21 protein-coding genes are annotated in these 16,898 nt (G+C 66.0%); 13 read left to right on the forward strand and 8 right to left on the reverse strand.

The annotated features are described in order from the left end of the window. A partial coding sequence (locus IE224_RS05945) for a GTP-binding protein (RefSeq protein WP_229849287.1) occupies window positions 1-83 on the reverse strand: 83 nt, incomplete at its 3' end. A gap of 226 nt (window positions 84-309) precedes the next feature. Here IE224_RS05945 and IE224_RS05950 point away from each other — a divergent pair. From IE224_RS05950 to IE224_RS05965, 4 genes are all read left to right on the forward strand, one after another. Beyond that, window positions 310-1,245, forward strand: coding sequence for a DUF533 domain-containing protein (locus IE224_RS05950; protein ID WP_191308758.1), 936 nt, complete (start codon window positions 310-312; stop codon window positions 1,243-1,245). Between the two features lie 139 nt (window positions 1,246-1,384). Next, window positions 1,385-1,852 carry a c-type cytochrome gene (locus IE224_RS05955; RefSeq protein ID WP_167622776.1) on the forward strand — a complete coding sequence of 156 codons (468 nt, stop codon included), beginning with the start codon at window positions 1,385-1,387 and terminating at the stop codon, window positions 1,850-1,852. Further along, the gene (locus IE224_RS05960; protein ID WP_191308760.1) at window positions 1,852-2,436 is read left to right on the forward strand and encodes a cytochrome b/b6 domain-containing protein; all 585 of its coding nucleotides are present in this window, start codon (window positions 1,852-1,854) and stop codon (window positions 2,434-2,436) included. The genes IE224_RS05955 and IE224_RS05960 overlap by 1 nt, the downstream gene beginning before the upstream one ends. Window positions 2,437-2,489: 53 nt before the next feature. After that, window positions 2,490-3,389, forward strand: a complete 900-nt coding sequence (locus IE224_RS05965; protein WP_191308762.1) for an SDR family oxidoreductase — start codon at window positions 2,490-2,492, stop codon at window positions 3,387-3,389. A 253-nt stretch (window positions 3,390-3,642) separates the two neighbouring features. Here the strand turns inward: IE224_RS05965 and parC are convergent, their stop codons facing one another. Next, window positions 3,643-5,895 (reverse strand): DNA topoisomerase IV subunit A, encoded by a 2,253-nt coding sequence (gene parC, locus IE224_RS05970; protein WP_191308763.1) that lies wholly within the window; start codon window positions 5,893-5,895, stop codon window positions 3,643-3,645. A 121-nt stretch (window positions 5,896-6,016) separates the two neighbouring features. Here parC and IE224_RS05975 point away from each other — a divergent pair, with 121 nt between their 5' ends. The 9 genes from IE224_RS05975 to betC all read left to right on the forward strand — a co-directional run bounded on the left by IE224_RS05975 (window position 6,017) and on the right by betC (window position 13,476). Next, window positions 6,017-6,502 carry an SH3 domain-containing protein gene (locus tag IE224_RS05975; RefSeq protein ID WP_191308765.1) on the forward strand — a complete coding sequence of 162 codons (486 nt, stop codon included), beginning with the start codon at window positions 6,017-6,019 and terminating at the stop codon, window positions 6,500-6,502. Next, a complete protein-coding gene (locus IE224_RS05980) occupies window positions 6,499-7,320 on the forward strand; it encodes an SDR family NAD(P)-dependent oxidoreductase (RefSeq protein ID WP_191308767.1) in 822 nt (273 codons plus the stop codon). The genes IE224_RS05975 and IE224_RS05980 overlap by 4 nt, the downstream gene beginning before the upstream one ends. A gap of 27 nt (window positions 7,321-7,347) precedes the next feature. After that, a complete protein-coding gene (locus IE224_RS05985; protein ID WP_167622787.1) occupies window positions 7,348-7,548 on the forward strand; it encodes a twin transmembrane helix small protein in 201 nt (66 codons plus the stop codon). Then, window positions 7,548-8,120, forward strand: a complete 573-nt coding sequence (locus IE224_RS05990) for a cob(I)yrinic acid a,c-diamide adenosyltransferase (RefSeq protein WP_167622789.1) — start codon at window positions 7,548-7,550, stop codon at window positions 8,118-8,120. Before IE224_RS05985 ends, IE224_RS05990 begins: the two co-directional genes overlap by 1 nt. Before the next feature lie 124 nt (window positions 8,121-8,244). Next, window positions 8,245-9,003, forward strand: a complete 759-nt coding sequence (locus IE224_RS05995; RefSeq protein ID WP_191308768.1) for an electron transfer flavoprotein subunit beta/FixA family protein — start codon at window positions 8,245-8,247, stop codon at window positions 9,001-9,003. Then, window positions 9,003-9,929 (forward strand): electron transfer flavoprotein subunit alpha/FixB family protein, encoded by a 927-nt coding sequence (locus tag IE224_RS06000; protein ID WP_167622792.1) that lies wholly within the window; start codon window positions 9,003-9,005, stop codon window positions 9,927-9,929. The genes IE224_RS05995 and IE224_RS06000 overlap by 1 nt, the downstream gene beginning before the upstream one ends. A gap of 146 nt (window positions 9,930-10,075) precedes the next feature. Continuing rightward, window positions 10,076-10,951, forward strand: a complete 876-nt coding sequence (locus IE224_RS06005; protein WP_167622793.1) for a 3-hydroxybutyryl-CoA dehydrogenase — start codon at window positions 10,076-10,078, stop codon at window positions 10,949-10,951. Between the two features lie 100 nt (window positions 10,952-11,051). Then, window positions 11,052-11,981, forward strand: a complete 930-nt coding sequence (gene choX / locus IE224_RS06010) for a choline ABC transporter substrate-binding protein (RefSeq protein WP_167622795.1) — start codon at window positions 11,052-11,054, stop codon at window positions 11,979-11,981. Between the two features lies 1 nt (window position 11,982). Continuing rightward, a complete protein-coding gene (gene betC, locus IE224_RS06015; protein ID WP_191309161.1) occupies window positions 11,983-13,476 on the forward strand; it encodes a choline-sulfatase in 1,494 nt (497 codons plus the stop codon). Between the two features lie 31 nt (window positions 13,477-13,507). Here betC and IE224_RS06020 read toward each other — a convergent pair whose 3' ends face one another. The 6 genes from IE224_RS06020 to IE224_RS06045 all read right to left on the reverse strand — a co-directional run bounded on the left by IE224_RS06020 (window position 13,508) and on the right by IE224_RS06045 (window position 16,755). Beyond that, window positions 13,508-13,921 carry a DUF2852 domain-containing protein gene (locus tag IE224_RS06020; protein ID WP_373305516.1) on the reverse strand — a complete coding sequence of 138 codons (414 nt, stop codon included), beginning with the start codon at window positions 13,919-13,921 and terminating at the stop codon, window positions 13,508-13,510. A gap of 83 nt (window positions 13,922-14,004) precedes the next feature. Next, window positions 14,005-14,619, reverse strand: coding sequence for a TetR/AcrR family transcriptional regulator (locus tag IE224_RS06025; RefSeq protein ID WP_191308770.1), 615 nt, complete (start codon window positions 14,617-14,619; stop codon window positions 14,005-14,007). After that, complete coding sequence (locus IE224_RS06030; RefSeq protein WP_191308772.1) at window positions 14,620-14,898, reverse strand: HPr family phosphocarrier protein; 279 nt, start codon at window positions 14,896-14,898, stop codon at window positions 14,620-14,622. Continuing rightward, window positions 14,895-15,317 carry a PTS sugar transporter subunit IIA gene (locus tag IE224_RS06035; protein WP_167622802.1) on the reverse strand — a complete coding sequence of 141 codons (423 nt, stop codon included), beginning with the start codon at window positions 15,315-15,317 and terminating at the stop codon, window positions 14,895-14,897. Before IE224_RS06035 ends, IE224_RS06030 begins: the two co-directional genes overlap by 4 nt. Further along, complete coding sequence (rapZ, locus tag IE224_RS06040; protein WP_191309166.1) at window positions 15,314-16,312, reverse strand: RNase adapter RapZ; 999 nt, start codon at window positions 16,310-16,312, stop codon at window positions 15,314-15,316. The genes IE224_RS06035 and rapZ overlap by 4 nt, the downstream gene beginning before the upstream one ends. Before the next feature lie 32 nt (window positions 16,313-16,344). Then, complete coding sequence (locus tag IE224_RS06045) at window positions 16,345-16,755, reverse strand: HPr kinase/phosphorylase (RefSeq protein WP_191308773.1); 411 nt, start codon at window positions 16,753-16,755, stop codon at window positions 16,345-16,347. Between the last annotated feature and the right edge of the window lie 143 nt (window positions 16,756-16,898).

Below are 16,898 nucleotides of genomic sequence, written 5' to 3' on the forward strand. Positions count from 1 at the left end.
AGCGTCGTCTTGCCGTGGTCAACGTGACCAATCGTGCCAATGTTGACGTGCGGTTTCGTCCGTTCAAACTTTGCCTTTGCCATGATGGCCTCCTGATCGCGGGGCATGGCGAAGACGGCCCCGAATTGACGTGCGCCGCGATGTATAAGCCGGCTTGGGAAAAATCAAGGGCGCCCGCGCGTGCTGGGCCTGGGCTGCCGGGACCGCCCTGTCCGTTGTGTGAAGGAACCATTCCGGGCACAGTTCTGTTCGAGGGCGACCGGGGTGGCCCTTGTGTCTTCACCCACCCCGCAGTGGAGGATGTATTCGATGAGCCTGATGAAAACCCTGGGCCGTGTCGCGGCCGGAGTCATTCTTGCCAAGGGCCTTGGCACCGCCATGCAGCAGCGCCAGCAGGGCCGCCCCGGCGGACAGATCCCGCAACGCCGCAGCGGCCAGGGCGGGCTTCTGGGCGATCTTTTCGGCAACAACACCGGGCCCGGCCAGGGCGGCAACCTGGGTGACATGCTGGGCCAGGTGCTGGGCGGCGGCCGGCCGGGCAGCGGGTCGCGCTATGGCGGGCCTCAGTCGCGCGGCGCGCAGGGCGGGCTTGGCGGCATTCTGGACAACCTGACCAACAAGGCCCGCACCGGCGGCAGTGCCGGCGGTTCGGGCGGCCTGGGCGACCTGCTGAACCAGCTTGGCGGCGGAAGCAAGACCCGCAGCGCCGGCGCCGGCGGGGGCTTGGGCGACCTGCTGGGCGGGCTTTTGGGGGGCGCTGCCGCGGGCGGTGTCGCAGGCAGCCTGGCGCGCAAGGATTCCCAGCCCACCAACGACGCCAGCTTCGGCGAATTGTTCAACGACGCCGTCATCAACAAAGGCGAGCCCGAGGTCGCCCCGACCCCCGAACAGAACGCGGTCGCGGGCCTGATGCTGCGCGCGATGATCCAGGCCGCCAAATCCGACGGAACCATCGACGAGGAGGAAAAGCAGCGCCTTCTGGGCAAGCTGGGCGACGAACTGGACGAGGAAGAGCGCGCGTTCATCCGCGAACAGATGGCCGCCCCCGTGGACCCCGAGGCCCTGGCCCGCGAGGTGCCCAAGGGGCTTGAATCCCAGGTCTACCTGATGTCGCTTCTGGCCATCGACCTGGATCACGAGGACGAGGCCCGCTATCTGGACCGGCTGGCCCGCGCGATGAACCTCGACCGCCCCACGGTCAACGAGATCCATGCCGAGGTCGGTGCGACCAAGCTTTACAACTGATCCGCCAAAATGGCCCCCGCGGGGGCCGTTTTCGCAAATGCGTGATCGCCCAATGGCCCGATTGATCCAGCGGATTGATTCTGCCAGTCTTTTCCTGAAGCCTTTTCACCCAAGCCAGTGCCTTTTCAGGAGCCAGCCGATGCCTGCAATCAAAGCCCTTGCCCTTGCCGCCGCCCTGTCCCTTCCAGCCCTTGCCCTTGCGCAATCCGCCGAGGAGGCAGCCGAGGACGCCGTCGAGGCCCGGCACGGCTACATGACCATGCTGGGGATCAACATGGGCCAGCTGGCCGGCATGGCCAAGGGCGAGATCGCCTATGACGAGGCCGGGGCCAGCCGCGCCGCCGCCAACATCGTGGCGCTGACCCAATATGACGGGCCGGCGCTGTTCGTCGAGGGAACGTCCTCGGCGGACATGGACGATTCCGACGCGCTGCCCGCGATCTGGGAAAACCCCGACGACTTCGGCGCCAAGTTCGCCGCCCTGACCGAAGCGGCGGCAGGCAGCCCCGAGGCCGTGGCCGGCGGGCAGGAAAGCATCGGCCCCGTGCTGCAAAAGCTGGGCGGCGCCTGCAAGGCCTGCCACGACGACTATCGCCAGGCAGACTGATGCAGGACGGCGCGGCGCGGCGCGAAAGGGTCTGGGACCCGGCGCTGCGCATCTTCCACTGGTCGCTGGCGATCCTTGTGATCGCCAACTGGCTTTTGGGCAAGCTCGGCCCCGCCGACATGACGCTGCATTTCTGGCTGGGCTACGCGGTGATCGCGCTGCTGGCCTTCCGGCTGGTCTGGGGCTTTGTCGGCCCCCCCTCGGCCCGGTTCAGCCGCTTCCTGCGCGGACCGCGCGCCGTGGCCGCCTATGTCCCCGAGATGATGCGCCGCCGTCCCAGCCGTTGGCCCGGCCACAGCCCCGTCGGCGCTTTGGCGGTGGTGGCGATGCTGGCGGTGCTGATCCTGCAGGTGACGACCGGGCTTTTCGCCGATCCCGACGATTACATCAATGTCGGCCCCCTGGCTTCGCAGGTCAGTTCCGACACCTCGCGCATGGCACTGCGGTGGCATCACCGGGGCGCCGACCTGATCCTGATCCTGGTCCTGCTGCACTGGGCCGTGATCCTGTTCTATCGCCTGTGGAAGCGCGAGGATCTGGTCCGGCCGATGATCACGGGCTGGAAGCTGGTGCGCCGCCGCTAAGGGGGAACCCTTGCCGCCGGGGCTGGTTGGACAGGGCAACCGAAAGGAACCCCATGTCCACCGACCAGCCCTTCCGCAGCGGCGCGATCGCCGATCCCAGCCTTGCCAAACCCGACTTCCCCAAGCAGGAACAGGCCTTTCCCGGCCTTGCCAGCCGGATGGATCCCCTGCCCGACCATGGCGAGACCAGCTATCGCGGCAGCGGCCGCTTGTCGGGCAAGCGCGCCCTGATCACCGGCGGCGACAGCGGCATCGGCGCCGCCGCGGCCATTGCCTTCGCCCGCGAAGGGGCCGATGTCGCGATCAACTACCTGCCGCAGGAACAGGAGGACGCCGACAAGGTCCTGGCCCTCATAAAGGCCGAGGGGCGCAAGGCCATTTCCATTCCCGGTGATCTGAGGGACGAGGATTTCTGTAAGTCCCTGGTCGGTCAGGCGGTCGAGGGTCTTGGCGGGCTGGACATCCTGGTCAACAACGCCGGCCACCAGCAGTTCTGCGAAAAGCTGGAGGATCTGACCACCGAAGCTTTCGACGCGACGATGAAGACGAATGTCTATGCGCCCTTCTGGGTCACCCGCGCGGCCCTGCCGCACCTGGAGCCGGGGGCCTCGATCATCATCACCTCGTCGGTGCAGGCCTTCTCTCCGTCGGATATTCTGTTCGACTATGCCCAGAGCAAGGCCGCCAATGTCGCCTTCGCGCAGTCCCTGGCCAAGCAGCTTGCACCGCGCGGCATCCGCGTGAACGCCGTCTGCCCCGGCCCTTATTGGACCGCCCTGCAGGTCTCGGGTGGGCAACCCACCCAGAAGGCGGCAGAGCACGGCAAAAACCAGCCCCTCTGCCGCCCCGGCCAGCCCGTCGAGATAGCGCCGATCTATGTCCTGCTGGCCTCGGACGAGGCAAGCTACATCACCGGCGAATACTTCGGGTCGGTCGGCGGCAGCGGCCTTTAAGAAAAAATTCTTGCCTCCGGCAGGGATATTTTAACCAGAACGAAAGAATTTCCGGGGCATAACCGGATCACGGTACAGGCGGGGACGCCGATGACCGTCCAGAGTGAAAGCCCCCTGCCGGGCCGCATCATGCCGGCGCAGCAGGGGGCCGCCCCATCATTCTGGTTCCAAATATCCTGGGGAGCCCTTCGCATGCGAAGGACGGGGCGAAGCCCCCGGGAAAAAAATTGCGTCGAAGGGCGGCAGCCCTTCGTCAGTTGAACTTGTTGTCCCGCGGGAAACCACGCGGAGCCATGCTTCCGGCGCTTGCGCGCTTGCCCAGCCAGGCGGTCAGGTCAGGCTCGGTGCGGGTGCGACCGCCGCTTTCCTGCCAGCGAAGCCCGTCCGCCAAGGCGATGAAGGCCGCGTCCGACAGCGTGTCATCGGCCACCAGCCCGCCGCCGCTGCGGTATTTCTGCAGCTTGACGCCCTTGCCGCGCGACATTTCGGGCAGGTCGGACAGCGGGAAGACCAGCATCTTGCGGTTCGTGCCGACCACGGCGACATGATCGCCGCTGACCGGGCGGCACAACAAGGCGTCGCCGTTCAGGACCTGCTTGCCGGTCTTGGTCTGCGCCAGGATGTCGCCCGCCCCGACGACGAACCCGTCCCCCGACCTCGATGCGACCAGGTATCGCTGGTCCTCGCGCCAGGGGAACATGGCGATCACCTCGGCCTCGTTGGGCAGGTCGATCATCAGGCGCAGCGGCTCTCCCATCCCGCGGCCGCCGGGCAGGCTGTTGGCGGGCAGCGTATAGAAGCGACCGTTCGAGGCGAAGATCATCAGCTTGTCGGTCGTCTCGGCATGGATGGCGAAACCGGGGCCGTCGCCGTCCTTGAACTTGACCTCGGCGTCCAGCGGCTGGTGGCCCTTCATGGCGCGGATCCAGCCCATCCTGGACAGGATCACCGTCAGTGGCTCGCGCTCGATCATGGACTCCATGTCCAGGGGCGCGATCTCGTGAGCCTCGGCGATCTGGGTGCGGCGCTGACCCTGGGGCTTGGACTTGCCGAACAGGTTGCGCACCTCCTTCAACTCGGCCGCGATCCGCGCCCATTGCACGCCCTCGTCGGCCAGCATGGCCTGAAGGCCCTGCCGTTCCTCTTGCAGGGCATCGCGTTCGGCGCGCAGCTCGATTTCTTCCAGCTTGCGCAAGGCGCGCAGGCGCATGTTCAGGATTGCCTCGACCTGCACCTCGGTCAGGGCGAATTCGGCAATCATCACGGCCTTGGGATCGTCCTCGTTGCGGATGATCTCGATCACGCGGTCCAGGTTCAGATAGGCGACCAGATAGCCTTCCAGCACCTCGAGCCGTGAGGCGATCTTGTCCAGCCGGAAGGTCGCGCGCCGCACCAGAACGTCGCGGCGATGGTCCAGGAACGCACGCAGCACCTCCTTGAGCGAGCAGACCTTGGGCACGCGGCCGTCGATCAGCACGTTCATGTTCATGTTGAAGCGGATTTCCAGGTCGCTCACGCGGAACAGCGCGCCCATCAGCTGTTCGGGATCGACCGTGCGGGCCTTGGGCTCCAACACGATGCGGATGTCCTCGGCGGATTCGTCGCGCACGTCGGCCAGGATCGGGATCTTGCGGGTCTGGATCAGTTCGGCAAGCCGCTCGATCAGCTTGGACTTCTGGACCTGGTAGGGGATCTCGGTCACGACGACCTGCCATTGGCCGCGGCCCAGATCCTCGACCGCCCAGCGGGCGCGGACCCGGAAGGCGCCGCGGCCGGTGCGATAGATTTCCGAAATGGTGTCGCGGTTTTCCACGATGACGCCGCCCGTCGGGAAATCTGGCCCTTGCAGGATGCCCGCCAGCGTGTCGTCGCGGGCGTCCGGCGTCTTGATCAGATGCAGGCAGGCGTCCACCACCTCGTGCAGGTTGTGGGGCGGGATGTTCGTGGCCATGCCGACGGCGATGCCCGATGCGCCATTGGCCAGCAGGTTCGGGAAGGCCGCGGGCAGCACCACCGGTTCGGTCAGGGTGCCGTCGTAGTTCGGACGGAAATCGACCGCATTCTCGGCCAGCCCGTCCATCAGGCTTTCCGATGTCGCAGCCAGCCGCGCCTCGGTATAGCGGGCGGCGGCGGGGTTGTCGCCGTCGATATTGCCGAAGTTGCCCTGCCCGTTCACCAGCGGATAGCGCATGGCGAAATCCTGGGCCAGCCGCGCCATCGCGTCATAGATCGCGGCATCCCCATGCGGGTGATAGTTGCCCATCACGTCGCCGGTGATCTTGGCCGACTTGCGGAACGCCCCGCTGGACGCCAGCCGCAATTCGCGCATCGCGTAAAGGATGCGGCGGTGCACCGGCTTCAGCCCGTCGCGCGCATCGGGCAGCGCCCGGTGCATGATGGTGGACAAGGCATAGGTCAGATACCGCTCGCCGATGGCACGGCTGAGGGGTTCGGACTGGGTGTTGTCTTCGGGGTCGACGGGGGGTTCGGGGGGCAGGCTGGACATGCCGCATCAGATAGGACGCGGCAGCCGCGCGGTCCAGCGGGAATCGCGGAACGCCTTTGCGCGGTTGGCGTTGCGCTGCATCATAGGTTAACAAGATCCGAAGGGTCGCAGGGGGGCACCGATGATCAGACTGGGCGCGCTGATTCTGGCGACCTTGGCCGCGCTGTTCGTGATCCTGTCCGCCTTGGGTGACGGAAACCTGCGCGCCGACCGCCAGCCCGCGCCGGACGAACGCATGGCCCCGCTAGGCCCGGTCCCCGAACCCGTCGCGCCCGCCGAGATCACCCCCGTCGTGGTCGAGGCCGAAAGCCAGACCCCCCAGCAGGTGCAGCGCTTCCCAGGCCCCGCCCTGCGCCCCTCGCCCGAATATGCGGGCGAAACCCCCGTGGCGACGGCGCTTCCGGACGGGCCGGTGCTTTACGTGACTGGCGACCGGGTCAACATGCGGGCCGGGCCTTCGACAGGCGACCGGGTCGTATCCTCTCTGGTGCGGGGAACGGCGGTGCAGCCACTGGGACCGACCGATGCGGAATGGGTCAATATCCGCGACGCCGATGGCCGTGTCGGCTATGTCGCCGGCCGGTTCCTGTCCCAGACGGCCCCATGAGCCGACGCGTCCTGATCACCGGCTGCTCGTCCGGCATCGGGCTGGATGCCGCGCGGCGGATGCAGTCGCTGGGCTGGCAGGTCGTCGCCACCTGCCGCAAGCCGGAAGACATCGCCGCCCGCCGCGCCGAAGGGATCGAGTGCCACCACCTCGAACTGGCCGACGAGAACAGCGTCGCGCGACTGGTCGACCAGGTGCTGGCGGGCGGTCCGCTGGACGCGCTTGTCAACAATGCGGCCTTTGCCCTGCCCGGCGCGGTCGAGGACATGCCCCGCGGCGCGCTCCGCGCGATCTTCGAGACGAACCTGTTCGGCACCCATGACCTGACCGTCCGGCTGATCCCGCATTTCCGCCAGAACGGCGGGCGGATCGTCAACATCAGCTCGGTCCTGGGGCTGATCGGCATCCGCTGGCGCGGCCCCTATGTCGCGACCAAGTTCGCGATGGAGGGCCTGACCGACGTGCTGCGCCTGGAAATGGTGGGCACGCCCATTAAGGTCATCCTGGTCGAGCCCGGCCCCATCGCCAGCCGCATCCGTGCGAATGCCATCCCGCATTTCGAACGCTGGGTGGACTGGCGGAACAGCGCCCGCGCCGACGAATACCGCGCCAGCCTGCTGAAGCGGCTTTACGAACCTGCCGCGAAGAAGGACCGCTTCGAACTCCATCCATCCGCCGTCAGCGACCGGATCGTCCATGCCCTGACATCGTCCCGCCCCCGGCCCCGCTATTACGTCACGACGCCGACCTGGATTTCGGGCACGGCCCGGCGGGTTCTGCCGACGCGCGCTCTGGACTGGTTCGCGCGCCACGGCTAGGGTCCGGGCCAATGAAAGGCGGTGGACATGACTGACGACCCCCTCTTCTACGTGATCGTGGCGGCGATGCTGGCGGTGCTGGCGATCCTGGCCACGGGCATCGGCGGCTTCGCCAAGGGCGGCGAATTCAACCGCAAGAACGGCAACCGGATGATGCGGTGGCGTCTGATCGCCCAGGCGGTGGCAGTGGCGCTGATCATGCTGTTCGTCTGGCTGGGCGGCCGCTGATGGTCGTCCTGAACCGCATCTATACCCGCACCGGCGACAAGGGCGACACCGCCCTGTCGGACGGCACGCGCGTCGCCAAGCACGACCCGCGCGTCGAGGCCTATGGCACGGTGGACGAACTGAACGCGACGCTGGGCCTTTGCCGCCTTCACGCGACCGGAGACTTGGCCGGACGCATCGGCGTGATCCAGAACGACCTGTTCGACCTGGGCGCGGATCTGGCGCGGCCGAACATGGCTGCGGACGACCAGGCCGGGTATCCGGTCCTGCGGATCATCGACGCCCAGGTGACCCGCCTTGAGGCCGAGATCGACGCGATGAACGCCCACCTGAACCCGCTGCGCAGCTTCATCCTGCCGGGGGGATCGGTCCTGTCCGCGCATCTGCACCTGTCGCGCACGGTGGCCCGCCGGGCCGAACGCCGCGCGACCGATCTTGCCACCGGCGGCGACGTGAATGCTGCGGCCGTGCGCTATCTGAACCGCCTGTCGGACTGGCTGTTCGTCGCGGCCCGCATTGCCAACAATGGCGGGGCGGACGACATCCTGTGGGTGCCGGGGGCCAGCCGCTAGGCTTGACCCGCCGCGCCGGATGCTGGCGCAAACGCTGCGTCGGGGGACGCTTTTGTGTTGTGCATCGCGGCGATCCGCCGGTAACACTGCCCCCGACAATCATGCCCAAGGGGGAGCGCAACCCATGAAGATCCTTGTGCCCGTGAAGCGGGTGATTGACTACAACGTGAAGGCCCGGGTGAAGGCCGACGGGTCGGGCGTCGACCTGGCCAATGTGAAGATGTCGATGAACCCCTTCGACGAGATCGCGGTCGAGGAAGCCATCCGGCTGAAGGAAAAGGGCGCGGCCGAGGAGGTCGTGGTTGTCTCGATCGGCGTCAAGCAGGCGGGCGAGACGCTGCGCACGGCGCTTGCGATGGGCGCGGACCGGGCGATCCTGGTCGTGGCAGCCGATGACGTGCACCAGGACATCGAACCCCTGGCAGTGGCCAAGATCCTCAAGGCCGTGGTCGATGCCGAACAGCCCCGCCTGGTGATCGCGGGCAAGCAGGCGATCGACAACGACATGAACGCGACCGGGCAGATGCTGGCGGCGCTTCTGGGCTGGGGCCAGGCCACCTTCGCCAGCAAGGTCGAGATCGAGGGCGATGCGGCCACGGTCACGCGCGAGGTGGACGGCGGCCTGCAGACGATCAGCGTGGCGCTGCCCGCGATCGTGACCGCCGACCTGCGCCTGAACGAGCCGCGCTATGCCAGCCTTCCCAACATCATGAAGGCCAAGAAAAAGCCGCTCGAGGAAAAATCCGCGGCCGATTACGGCGTTGACGTGACGCCGCGCCTCGAGGTGGTCTCGACGCGCGAACCCGAAGGCCGCAGCGCCGGCATCAAGGTCGGTTCCGTCGATGAACTGGTGGGCAAGCTGAAAGAAGCGGGGGTGATCTGATGGCTGTTCTTCTTCTGGGCGAAGTGACAAGTGGCGTGCTGAACCGTGATGCCACCGCCAAGGCCGTGAACGCGGTCGCCTCGCTGGGCGACGTGACGGTGCTTTGTGCCGGCGCAAGCGCGCGCGACGCCGCTGCCGAGGCCGCGACCATCGCTGGCGTGGCCCGCGTGCTGGTGGCCGAGGATGCCCGCTATGGCCACCGCCTTGCCGAACCGACCGCGGCGCTGCTGGCGAACTTGGCCTCCGACTATGACCACATCGCGGCACCTGCCACAACCGATGCCAAGAACGTCATGCCGCGCGTGGCCGCGCTTCTGGACGTGATGGTGATCCCCGAAGTGTCCAAGGTCGTGGATGCAGACACGTTCGAGCGCCCGGTTTATGCCGGCAACGCCATCCAGACCGTCCGGTCGCGCGACACAAAGAAGGTCATGACCATCCGCACTGCCAGCTTCGACGCGGCGGGTTCGGGCGGCAATGCCCCCGTCAGCGATGCGACCCTGGCCGATGACCCGGCGCTGTCCTCGTGGATCGGCGACGAGGTTGCGGCATCGGACCGTCCCGAACTGACTTCGGCGGGCCGTGTCGTCTCGGGCGGGCGTGGCGTGGGTTCCAAGGACAGCTTCGCCATTATCGAAGCCCTGGCCGACAAGCTGGGCGCCGCGGTGGGTGCATCGCGCGCGGCCGTCGACTCTGGCTATGCGCCGAACGATTGGCAGGTCGGCCAGACCGGCAAGGTCGTCGCCCCGGAACTCTACGTGGCCGTCGGCATCTCGGGCGCCATCCAGCATCTGGCGGGCATGAAGGACAGCAAGGTCATCGTCGCCATCAACAAGGACGAGGAAGCCCCCATCTTCCAGATCGCCGACTATGGCCTGGTGGGGGATCTGTTCACGACCGTGCCGGAACTGACCGAGAAGCTGTAAGGCTTCTTCGTTGACGAAAGCCCCCGCAGGGGGTCCGGGGGACGCCAGATCCCCCGGCGTCCAACCGCCCCCGCCCGGGGCGGTTTTGCGTTGCAGCACCGCCGCCCCCGCCCTATCGTCCCGCCAACACAAAATGCGAGGCGGCAATGACGGTTCAATCGGTTGGGATCATCGGGGCGGGTCAAATGGGCAACGGGATCGCCCATGTCTTTGCGCTTGCCGGATTCGATGTCCTGATGACCGATATCGGCCAGGAAGCCCTGGACAAGGCTCTTGCGCTGATCGACCGCAACCTTGAACGCCAGGTCAGCCGCGACAAGATCAGCGCCGAGGCCAAGAAGGCCGCCATCGGCCGGATCGGCACCACCCTGCGGCTGGCTGATCTGGGCCAGTGCGACCTGGTGATCGAGGCCGCGACCGAGCGCGAGACCGTCAAGCAGGCAATCTTCGAGGATCTGGTCCCGCATCTGAAGCCTTCGACGATCCTGACATCGAACACCTCCTCGATCTCGATCACCCGGCTGGCCTCGCGCACGGACCGGCCCGAAAAGTTCATGGGCTTCCACTTCATGAACCCGGTCCCGGTCATGCAACTGGTCGAGCTGATCCGGGGCATCGCCACCGACCAGCCGACCTATGACACCCTGCACGAGGTGGTGGAAAAGCTGGGCAAGACCGCGGCGAGCGCCGAGGATTTCCCGGCCTTCATCGTCAACCGCATCCTGATGCCGATGATCAACGAGGCGGTCTACACGCTGTACGAAGGCGTGGGCAACGTGAAGTCGATCGACGAATCCATGAAGCTGGGCGCGAACCACCCGATGGGACCGCTGGAGCTTGCCGACTTCATCGGGCTGGACACCTGCCTGGCGATCATGAACGTCCTCCACGACGGATTGGCCGACACCAAGTACCGTCCCTGCCCCCTGCTGACCAAGTATGTCGAGGCAGGCTGGCTGGGCCGCAAGACCGGGCGCGGCTTTTATGACTATCGCGGAGAGACGCCGGTTCCGACACGCTGACGCGCGACCCATGTCGCATTCAGGCGCGACGGCGGCCGGAATCCGTTCTTGATTGAACGGATAACCAAGAACCACAGCCAAGAACCACAGGAGGTAAACCATGAAGGCCCTGACCATGACGGCCGCGCTGATGCTGGCCACCACGCTGCCCGCCTTTGCGGATGATGCAGGCACCTGCGGCACGGTGCGCTATTCCGATCCGGGTTGGACCGACATCACCGCGACGAACGGCGTCGCTGCCCTCCTGCTCGAGGCGCTTGGCTATACGCCCGATATCGCCACCCTGTCGGTGCCCGTCGGATACGAAGCGCTCAAGAACGGCCAGACCGACGTGTTCCTAGGCAACTGGATGCCCGCGCAGCAGAAGTTCCGCGACGACCTGGATGCGGCCGGCACGATCCAGGAACTGGTGCAGAACCTGGAAGGCGCGAAATTCACGCTGGCCGTGAACAAGGCGGGCGCGGATGCGGGCGTGGCCGATTTCGCCGATCTGGACGCGCAGAAGGACGCTTTCGGCGGCAAGATCTATGGGATCGAGCCGGGGGCGCCCGCGAACCAGTCGATCCAGGCGATGATCGAAAACGACGACTTCGGCTTGGGCGATTGGGAACTGGTCGAATCCGGAGAACAGGCGATGCTGGCCCAGGTTACCCGCAGCGGCGATACGCCGGTCGTATTCCTGGCATGGGCGCCCCATCCCATGAACGAGGCGATCGAGATCACCTATCTGTCCGGAGGCGATGCGCAGTTCGGCCCGAATTACGGCGGCGCGACGGTTCATACGCTGGCGCGCACGGAATGGGTCGAAGCCTGCCCGAATGCGGCCAAGCTGTTCAGCCAGCTGGTCTTCGACGTGCCGATGGAAAACGTCCTGATGGGCAAGATCCTGGATGACGGCATGGACGCCAAGGAAGCCGCCCGCGAATGGCTGGCCGAAAATCCCACGGCGGCGGACAAGTGGCTGGACGGCGTGACCACGCTGGATGGCCAGCCGGGTGCGGATGCCGTCAAGGCAGCTATCGCCGGGTAAGATCTTGAAGCCGAATATCCTGATCCTGATGGTGGACCAGCTGTCGGGGGTTCTTTTCCCCGACGGCCCGGCCCCTTTCCTGCACACGCCGAACCTGCGTCGTTTGGCCGAACGGTCGACGCGCTTTGCCAACACCTATACCGGCAGCCCGCTGTGCGCGCCGGCACGGGCCAGCTTCATGTCGGGACAATTGCCGCGCCGGACTCGGGTTTATGACAATGCGGCGGAATTCGCGTCCGATATCCCCACCTATGCCCACCACCTGCGCCGGGGGGGATACCAGACCAGCCTGTCGGGCAAGATGCATTTCGTCGGCCCCGACCAGTTGCACGGGTTCGAGGAACGGCTGACCACTGACATCTATCCCGCCGATTTCGGCTGGACCCCGGATTACCGCAAACCGGGCGAGCGGATCGACTGGTGGTATCACAACCTGGGTTCCGTCACCGGCGCAGGCGTGGCCGAGATCACCAACCAGTACGAATATGACGACGAGGTCGCCTATCACGCCTGCCGCAAGCTTTACGACCTGTCGCGGGGCAAGGACGACCGGCCCTGGTGCCTGACGGTCAGCTTTACCCATCCGCACGACCCCTTCGTGGCGCGGCGAAAATACTGGGACCTTTACGATGGCGTCCCGGAACTGGAGCCGCCCTCAGCCATCCCCTATGACGACATGGACCCGCATTCGCAGCGTCTGATGGACGCCTGCGACTGGCGCGCGCTCGAGATCACGCCCGACCATGTCCGGCGTGCCAGGCAGGGATATTTCGCCAACATCACCTATGTAGACGAGAAGATCGGCGAGATCCTGGACGTGCTGGACCGCACCCGCCAGGACGCGATCGTCCTGTTTTTGTCCGATCACGGCGAAATGCTGGGCGAACGGGGCATGTGGTTCAAGATGAACTTCTTCGAAGGCTCAAGCCGCGTGCCGCTGATGATCGCGGCCCCCGGCATGGCGCCGGGGCGGGTCGACCAGCCGGTCAGCACCATCGACGTGCTGCCGACGCTCTGCGACCTGGCAGGGCTGCCGATGGACGAGATCGCGCCATGGACCGACGGGCGGTCGCTGGTGCAGGGCGCAGCGCGTGGTCCGGTGCCAATGGAGTACGCGGCCGAGGGCAGCCTGTCGCCCATGGTCGCGATCCGCGACGGACGGTGGAAATACATCGCCTGCAACACCGACCCCGAGCTGCTGTTCGACCTGGAAACCGACCCGCAGGAACGGATCAACGTCGCGGGTGATCCCGGTCATTCAGGGCCTCTGGCCCATCTTCGCGCTTTGGCGATGCAGCGATGGGATCTGGACGCCTATGATGCCGAGGTTCGGCAATCGCAGGCACGCCGCTGGATCGTCTATGAAGCGCTGCGCAACGGGGCCTATTACCCCTGGGACCACCAGCCGCTGCAGCTTGCCTCGGAACGCTACATGCGCAACCACATGGACCTGAACGTGCTGGAGGAAAGCCAGCGGTTCCCGCGCGGGCAATAAGGAAAGGGCCGGTCATCCCGGCCCTTCTTCGTCATGCGCTCTGGGAAGCCTCGGGCTTGTCGCCGCGGTTCTGCATGAACTGGTCGAACTCGGCCTTGTCCTTCGCCTCGCGCAGCTTTTGCAGGAAGTCCACGAATTCGCGGTGCTCATCCTCCAGCCGCTTCAGCGTTTCCTCGCGATAGGCGTCGAAGGCGCTGTTGCCGGTGCTGGGTGCGTAATAGCGGACGTCCGAGGCGCGGTTCTTGCAGCTGAACATGCGTTTGCTCCAGATCATATAGCCAAGAAGGGCCAGGCCCAGCGGCCAGAAGAAGACAAAGCCCAGCACCATCGCGATGATCCAGGCAGGGCGGCCGCGTGCATCCAGCCAGTCGCGGGCGCGGGTCAGCGGTCCCGCCACGCGAGAGGGCATCGGATAGGCGGGCATTCGATAGGACGCGGTCTGCATTCTGAGGGAACCTCCCATGTTAATGTTAATCACATTTACATAGATGGGCGGCGCGAAGTCCGCGTCAAGCGGTCCAGGGGAAATTATTCGCCGATCAGGCCAAGCCCGCGCAGATAGATGATCGCGCCGCTTTCCAGCATCTCGGACGGGCCGACAGGGCTGCGCCCGCCGGGCTTGCCGCGCAGGAACAGTTCCACCACGCCATGGCTGAGCGCCCAGATATGGTTTGCGACCATCCGCGCGGGCGGACGCCGTTCGGGGGGCAGGCGCTTGGCCATGATCTCGGCCGCGTCGATCAGCACCCGCTGCGCCCCTTCCGATGCGGCCAGCAGATCGGCGTTGCCCGCGATCGATAGGCCGGATTCGAACATCGCCATGTAATAGCCCGGCCGCTCGACCGCAAAATCCAGATAGGCTTGGCCCATGCGCATGAAGGCGGTCAGTGGGCGGGGCGTGCCGTTGTCGAAGGCGCGCTCCAGCCGCTCACCGAAATCGACGAATCCTTGCCGCGCCACTTCTTCCAGCAAGTCGTCGCGCCCCTTGAAGTGGCGATAGGGGGCGGCGGGGGATACGCCTGCCCGGCGCGCGGCCTCGGACAGGGTGAAGGCCAGGGGGCCGGTTTCCTGGATCAGCACGGCAGTCGCCTCGACCAGGGCCTGGCGCAGATTACCGTGGTGATAAGTCTTGCGGTCGGGCACCTACATGCCTTCGCCGAAGTAATCCGACACAAGGGCTTCAAGCGCATCGGCCAGGGCGGCGGCTTCCGGGCCGGATGTGGTCACGGTGATGCGGCTGCCCCGCGGCGCGGTCAGCATCAGCAACCCCATGATCGAGTCCCCCGACACGGACATGCCGTCCTTTTCCACCTGCGCCTGTGCGTCAAAGCGCTCGACCAGATCGACGAACTTGGCGCTGGCCCGGGCATGAAGGCCCTTTTCGTTGATGATCGCCAGGTGGCGCGTGATCTGCTCCGTCATCCGAAGCGAGAGCCCGTATCGAAGGCCGCCTCGACCGGGACGTTATACGAGTTGATGTATTTGCGCCCGGCCTCCTTGGCGAAGGCCACGGCGTCCGGCACGGGGAGGTGCCTCGATTTCGCCAGCTTGACCAGCATCGGCAGGTTGGCGCCGTAAAGGATGGTCCGGTCGCGCATGGCGCAGGCCGGCAAGGACAGGTTCGAGGGCGAGCCACCGAACAGATCCGTCACGACCACGACGCCATCGCCGTTGTCCACCGAATTGGCGGCAGCCTGGATTTCAGCCGTCTTGGCAGCCCGGTCGTGATCGTCCTCGATCGCGACGGCTGCAATGCCGCTTTGCGGACCCACCACATGTTCAACGGCCAGCAGGTATTCCCTGGCCAAGCCGCCATGCGCCACGATCACGATTCCAATCAACGCGTTCCACCACGTTCAACAGCGCGCAGCCGGCCCGTCTCCTGGAAGATGCTTTCGGCATCCCCCAGGGAAGACGGCGCCGGAATGCGACGTTCAAGTTCCCTGTGCCTTATTGACACCGGCCAGCCCGCCTTCGCAAGCGTGGCGGCCACCTTTTCAGCCAAAGTGACGGAACGATGTTGTCCGCCAGTGCATCCAAAACCGACCGCGAGATGGGATTTTCCTTCCTCGAGATGGGCGGGAAGCAGAAACAGGATCATCTCGGAGACGCGATCCAGGAACTCTGCAAAGCGCGGATCGTCCGCGACATAGTCCTGCACCGCCTGGTCCCGGCCCGTCAAAGGGCGCAGCGAGGCTTCCCAGTGCGGGTTCGCCAGGAAGCGGCAGTCGAACATCATGTCGATGCCCCGCGGCACGCCGCGCTTGTAACTGAAGGAATGCAGCGACACGCTGAGCCTGCCGTCGGGTCGGATGTCGAACCACCGCGTCAGTTCTGCCTTCAGGTCGTGGGGCGACAGTTCCGACGTGTCCACCAGCACGTCGGCCCGCACCCGGATGGGCTGCAGCAGGTCGATCTCGGCCATCACGCCCGCTGCGGGGGCAGCATCCGGCGACAAGGGGTGGCGGCGCCGGGTTTCGTTGAACCGGCGCTCCAGCACCTCGGGGGCGCAGTCGAGGAACAGAACCTCGGGGGCGTAGCGCGGATCCCGGGTCAGCTTATCGATCAGCTCGATCACGTTGCTAGCGGAAAAGTCGCGATTGCGCACGTCAAGGCCAAGCGCCAAGGGCTGCGGCCGGGCCGGGCCGTCCAGCAGGCGCGGGATCAGCGACAGGGGCAGGTTGTCGATCGCCTCGAACCCCAGATCCTCCAGCACGTTGATCGCGGTGGACCGCCCCGCGCCGGATGGCCCGGTGACCAGGACCAGCCGCTGCGCCCCTTCGGAAGGGGCGGCGTCAAGGTTGGTTGGGGTGGGATCGTCGGCCAAGGCGACCATCTTTCCTGCCTGAATGGGATGCGGATCATCCGTCATGCGACGCGGCCACCGATCAGAAGCTGCCGCAGCGCAGCATAAAGATGCGGGCGATAAGGTCCTGTGACAAGGGGCAAGGCCACGCCCAGAACATCATAGCTTCGCGACTGTGGCAGGCGTTCATCAGCCCCCGCCCCCAGGTCGACCACCTGAACGACCCGGGCGGGACCGGCGGGCTTGGCGCCAAGGATGCCGATGCCGCGCGCCTCGATCCGGGCCAGAAGCGGGGGCGGGCAACTGGCGATGATGCGGTCGCCGTCGCGCCGCAACTCTGTGCGGTCATCCGCGACAAGATCCGCCCCCACTGCCATCAACTGCAGCGCGAGGCTGGACTTCCCCGCCCCCGACGGACCCAGGATCATCAACCCGGCTTTTCCGAACGCGATCGTGGTGGCGTGAAGCTGCATTTCGAATCACCTCCTTGATCCGATCATCCGCGGATTTCGCTAACATCCGGTTGCCCTTCATGGCCCAGTCATCATGTTGGCGATAACATTACCTGTTTACGCTAACTGTTCGCGCCAACTTCTTTTTCGCCTCTTTTAGCGTG

The sequence above is a fragment of the Paracoccus aerius genome, assembly GCF_014656455.1.
Classification (GTDB): Bacteria; Pseudomonadota; Alphaproteobacteria; order Rhodobacterales; family Rhodobacteraceae; genus Paracoccus; species Paracoccus aerius.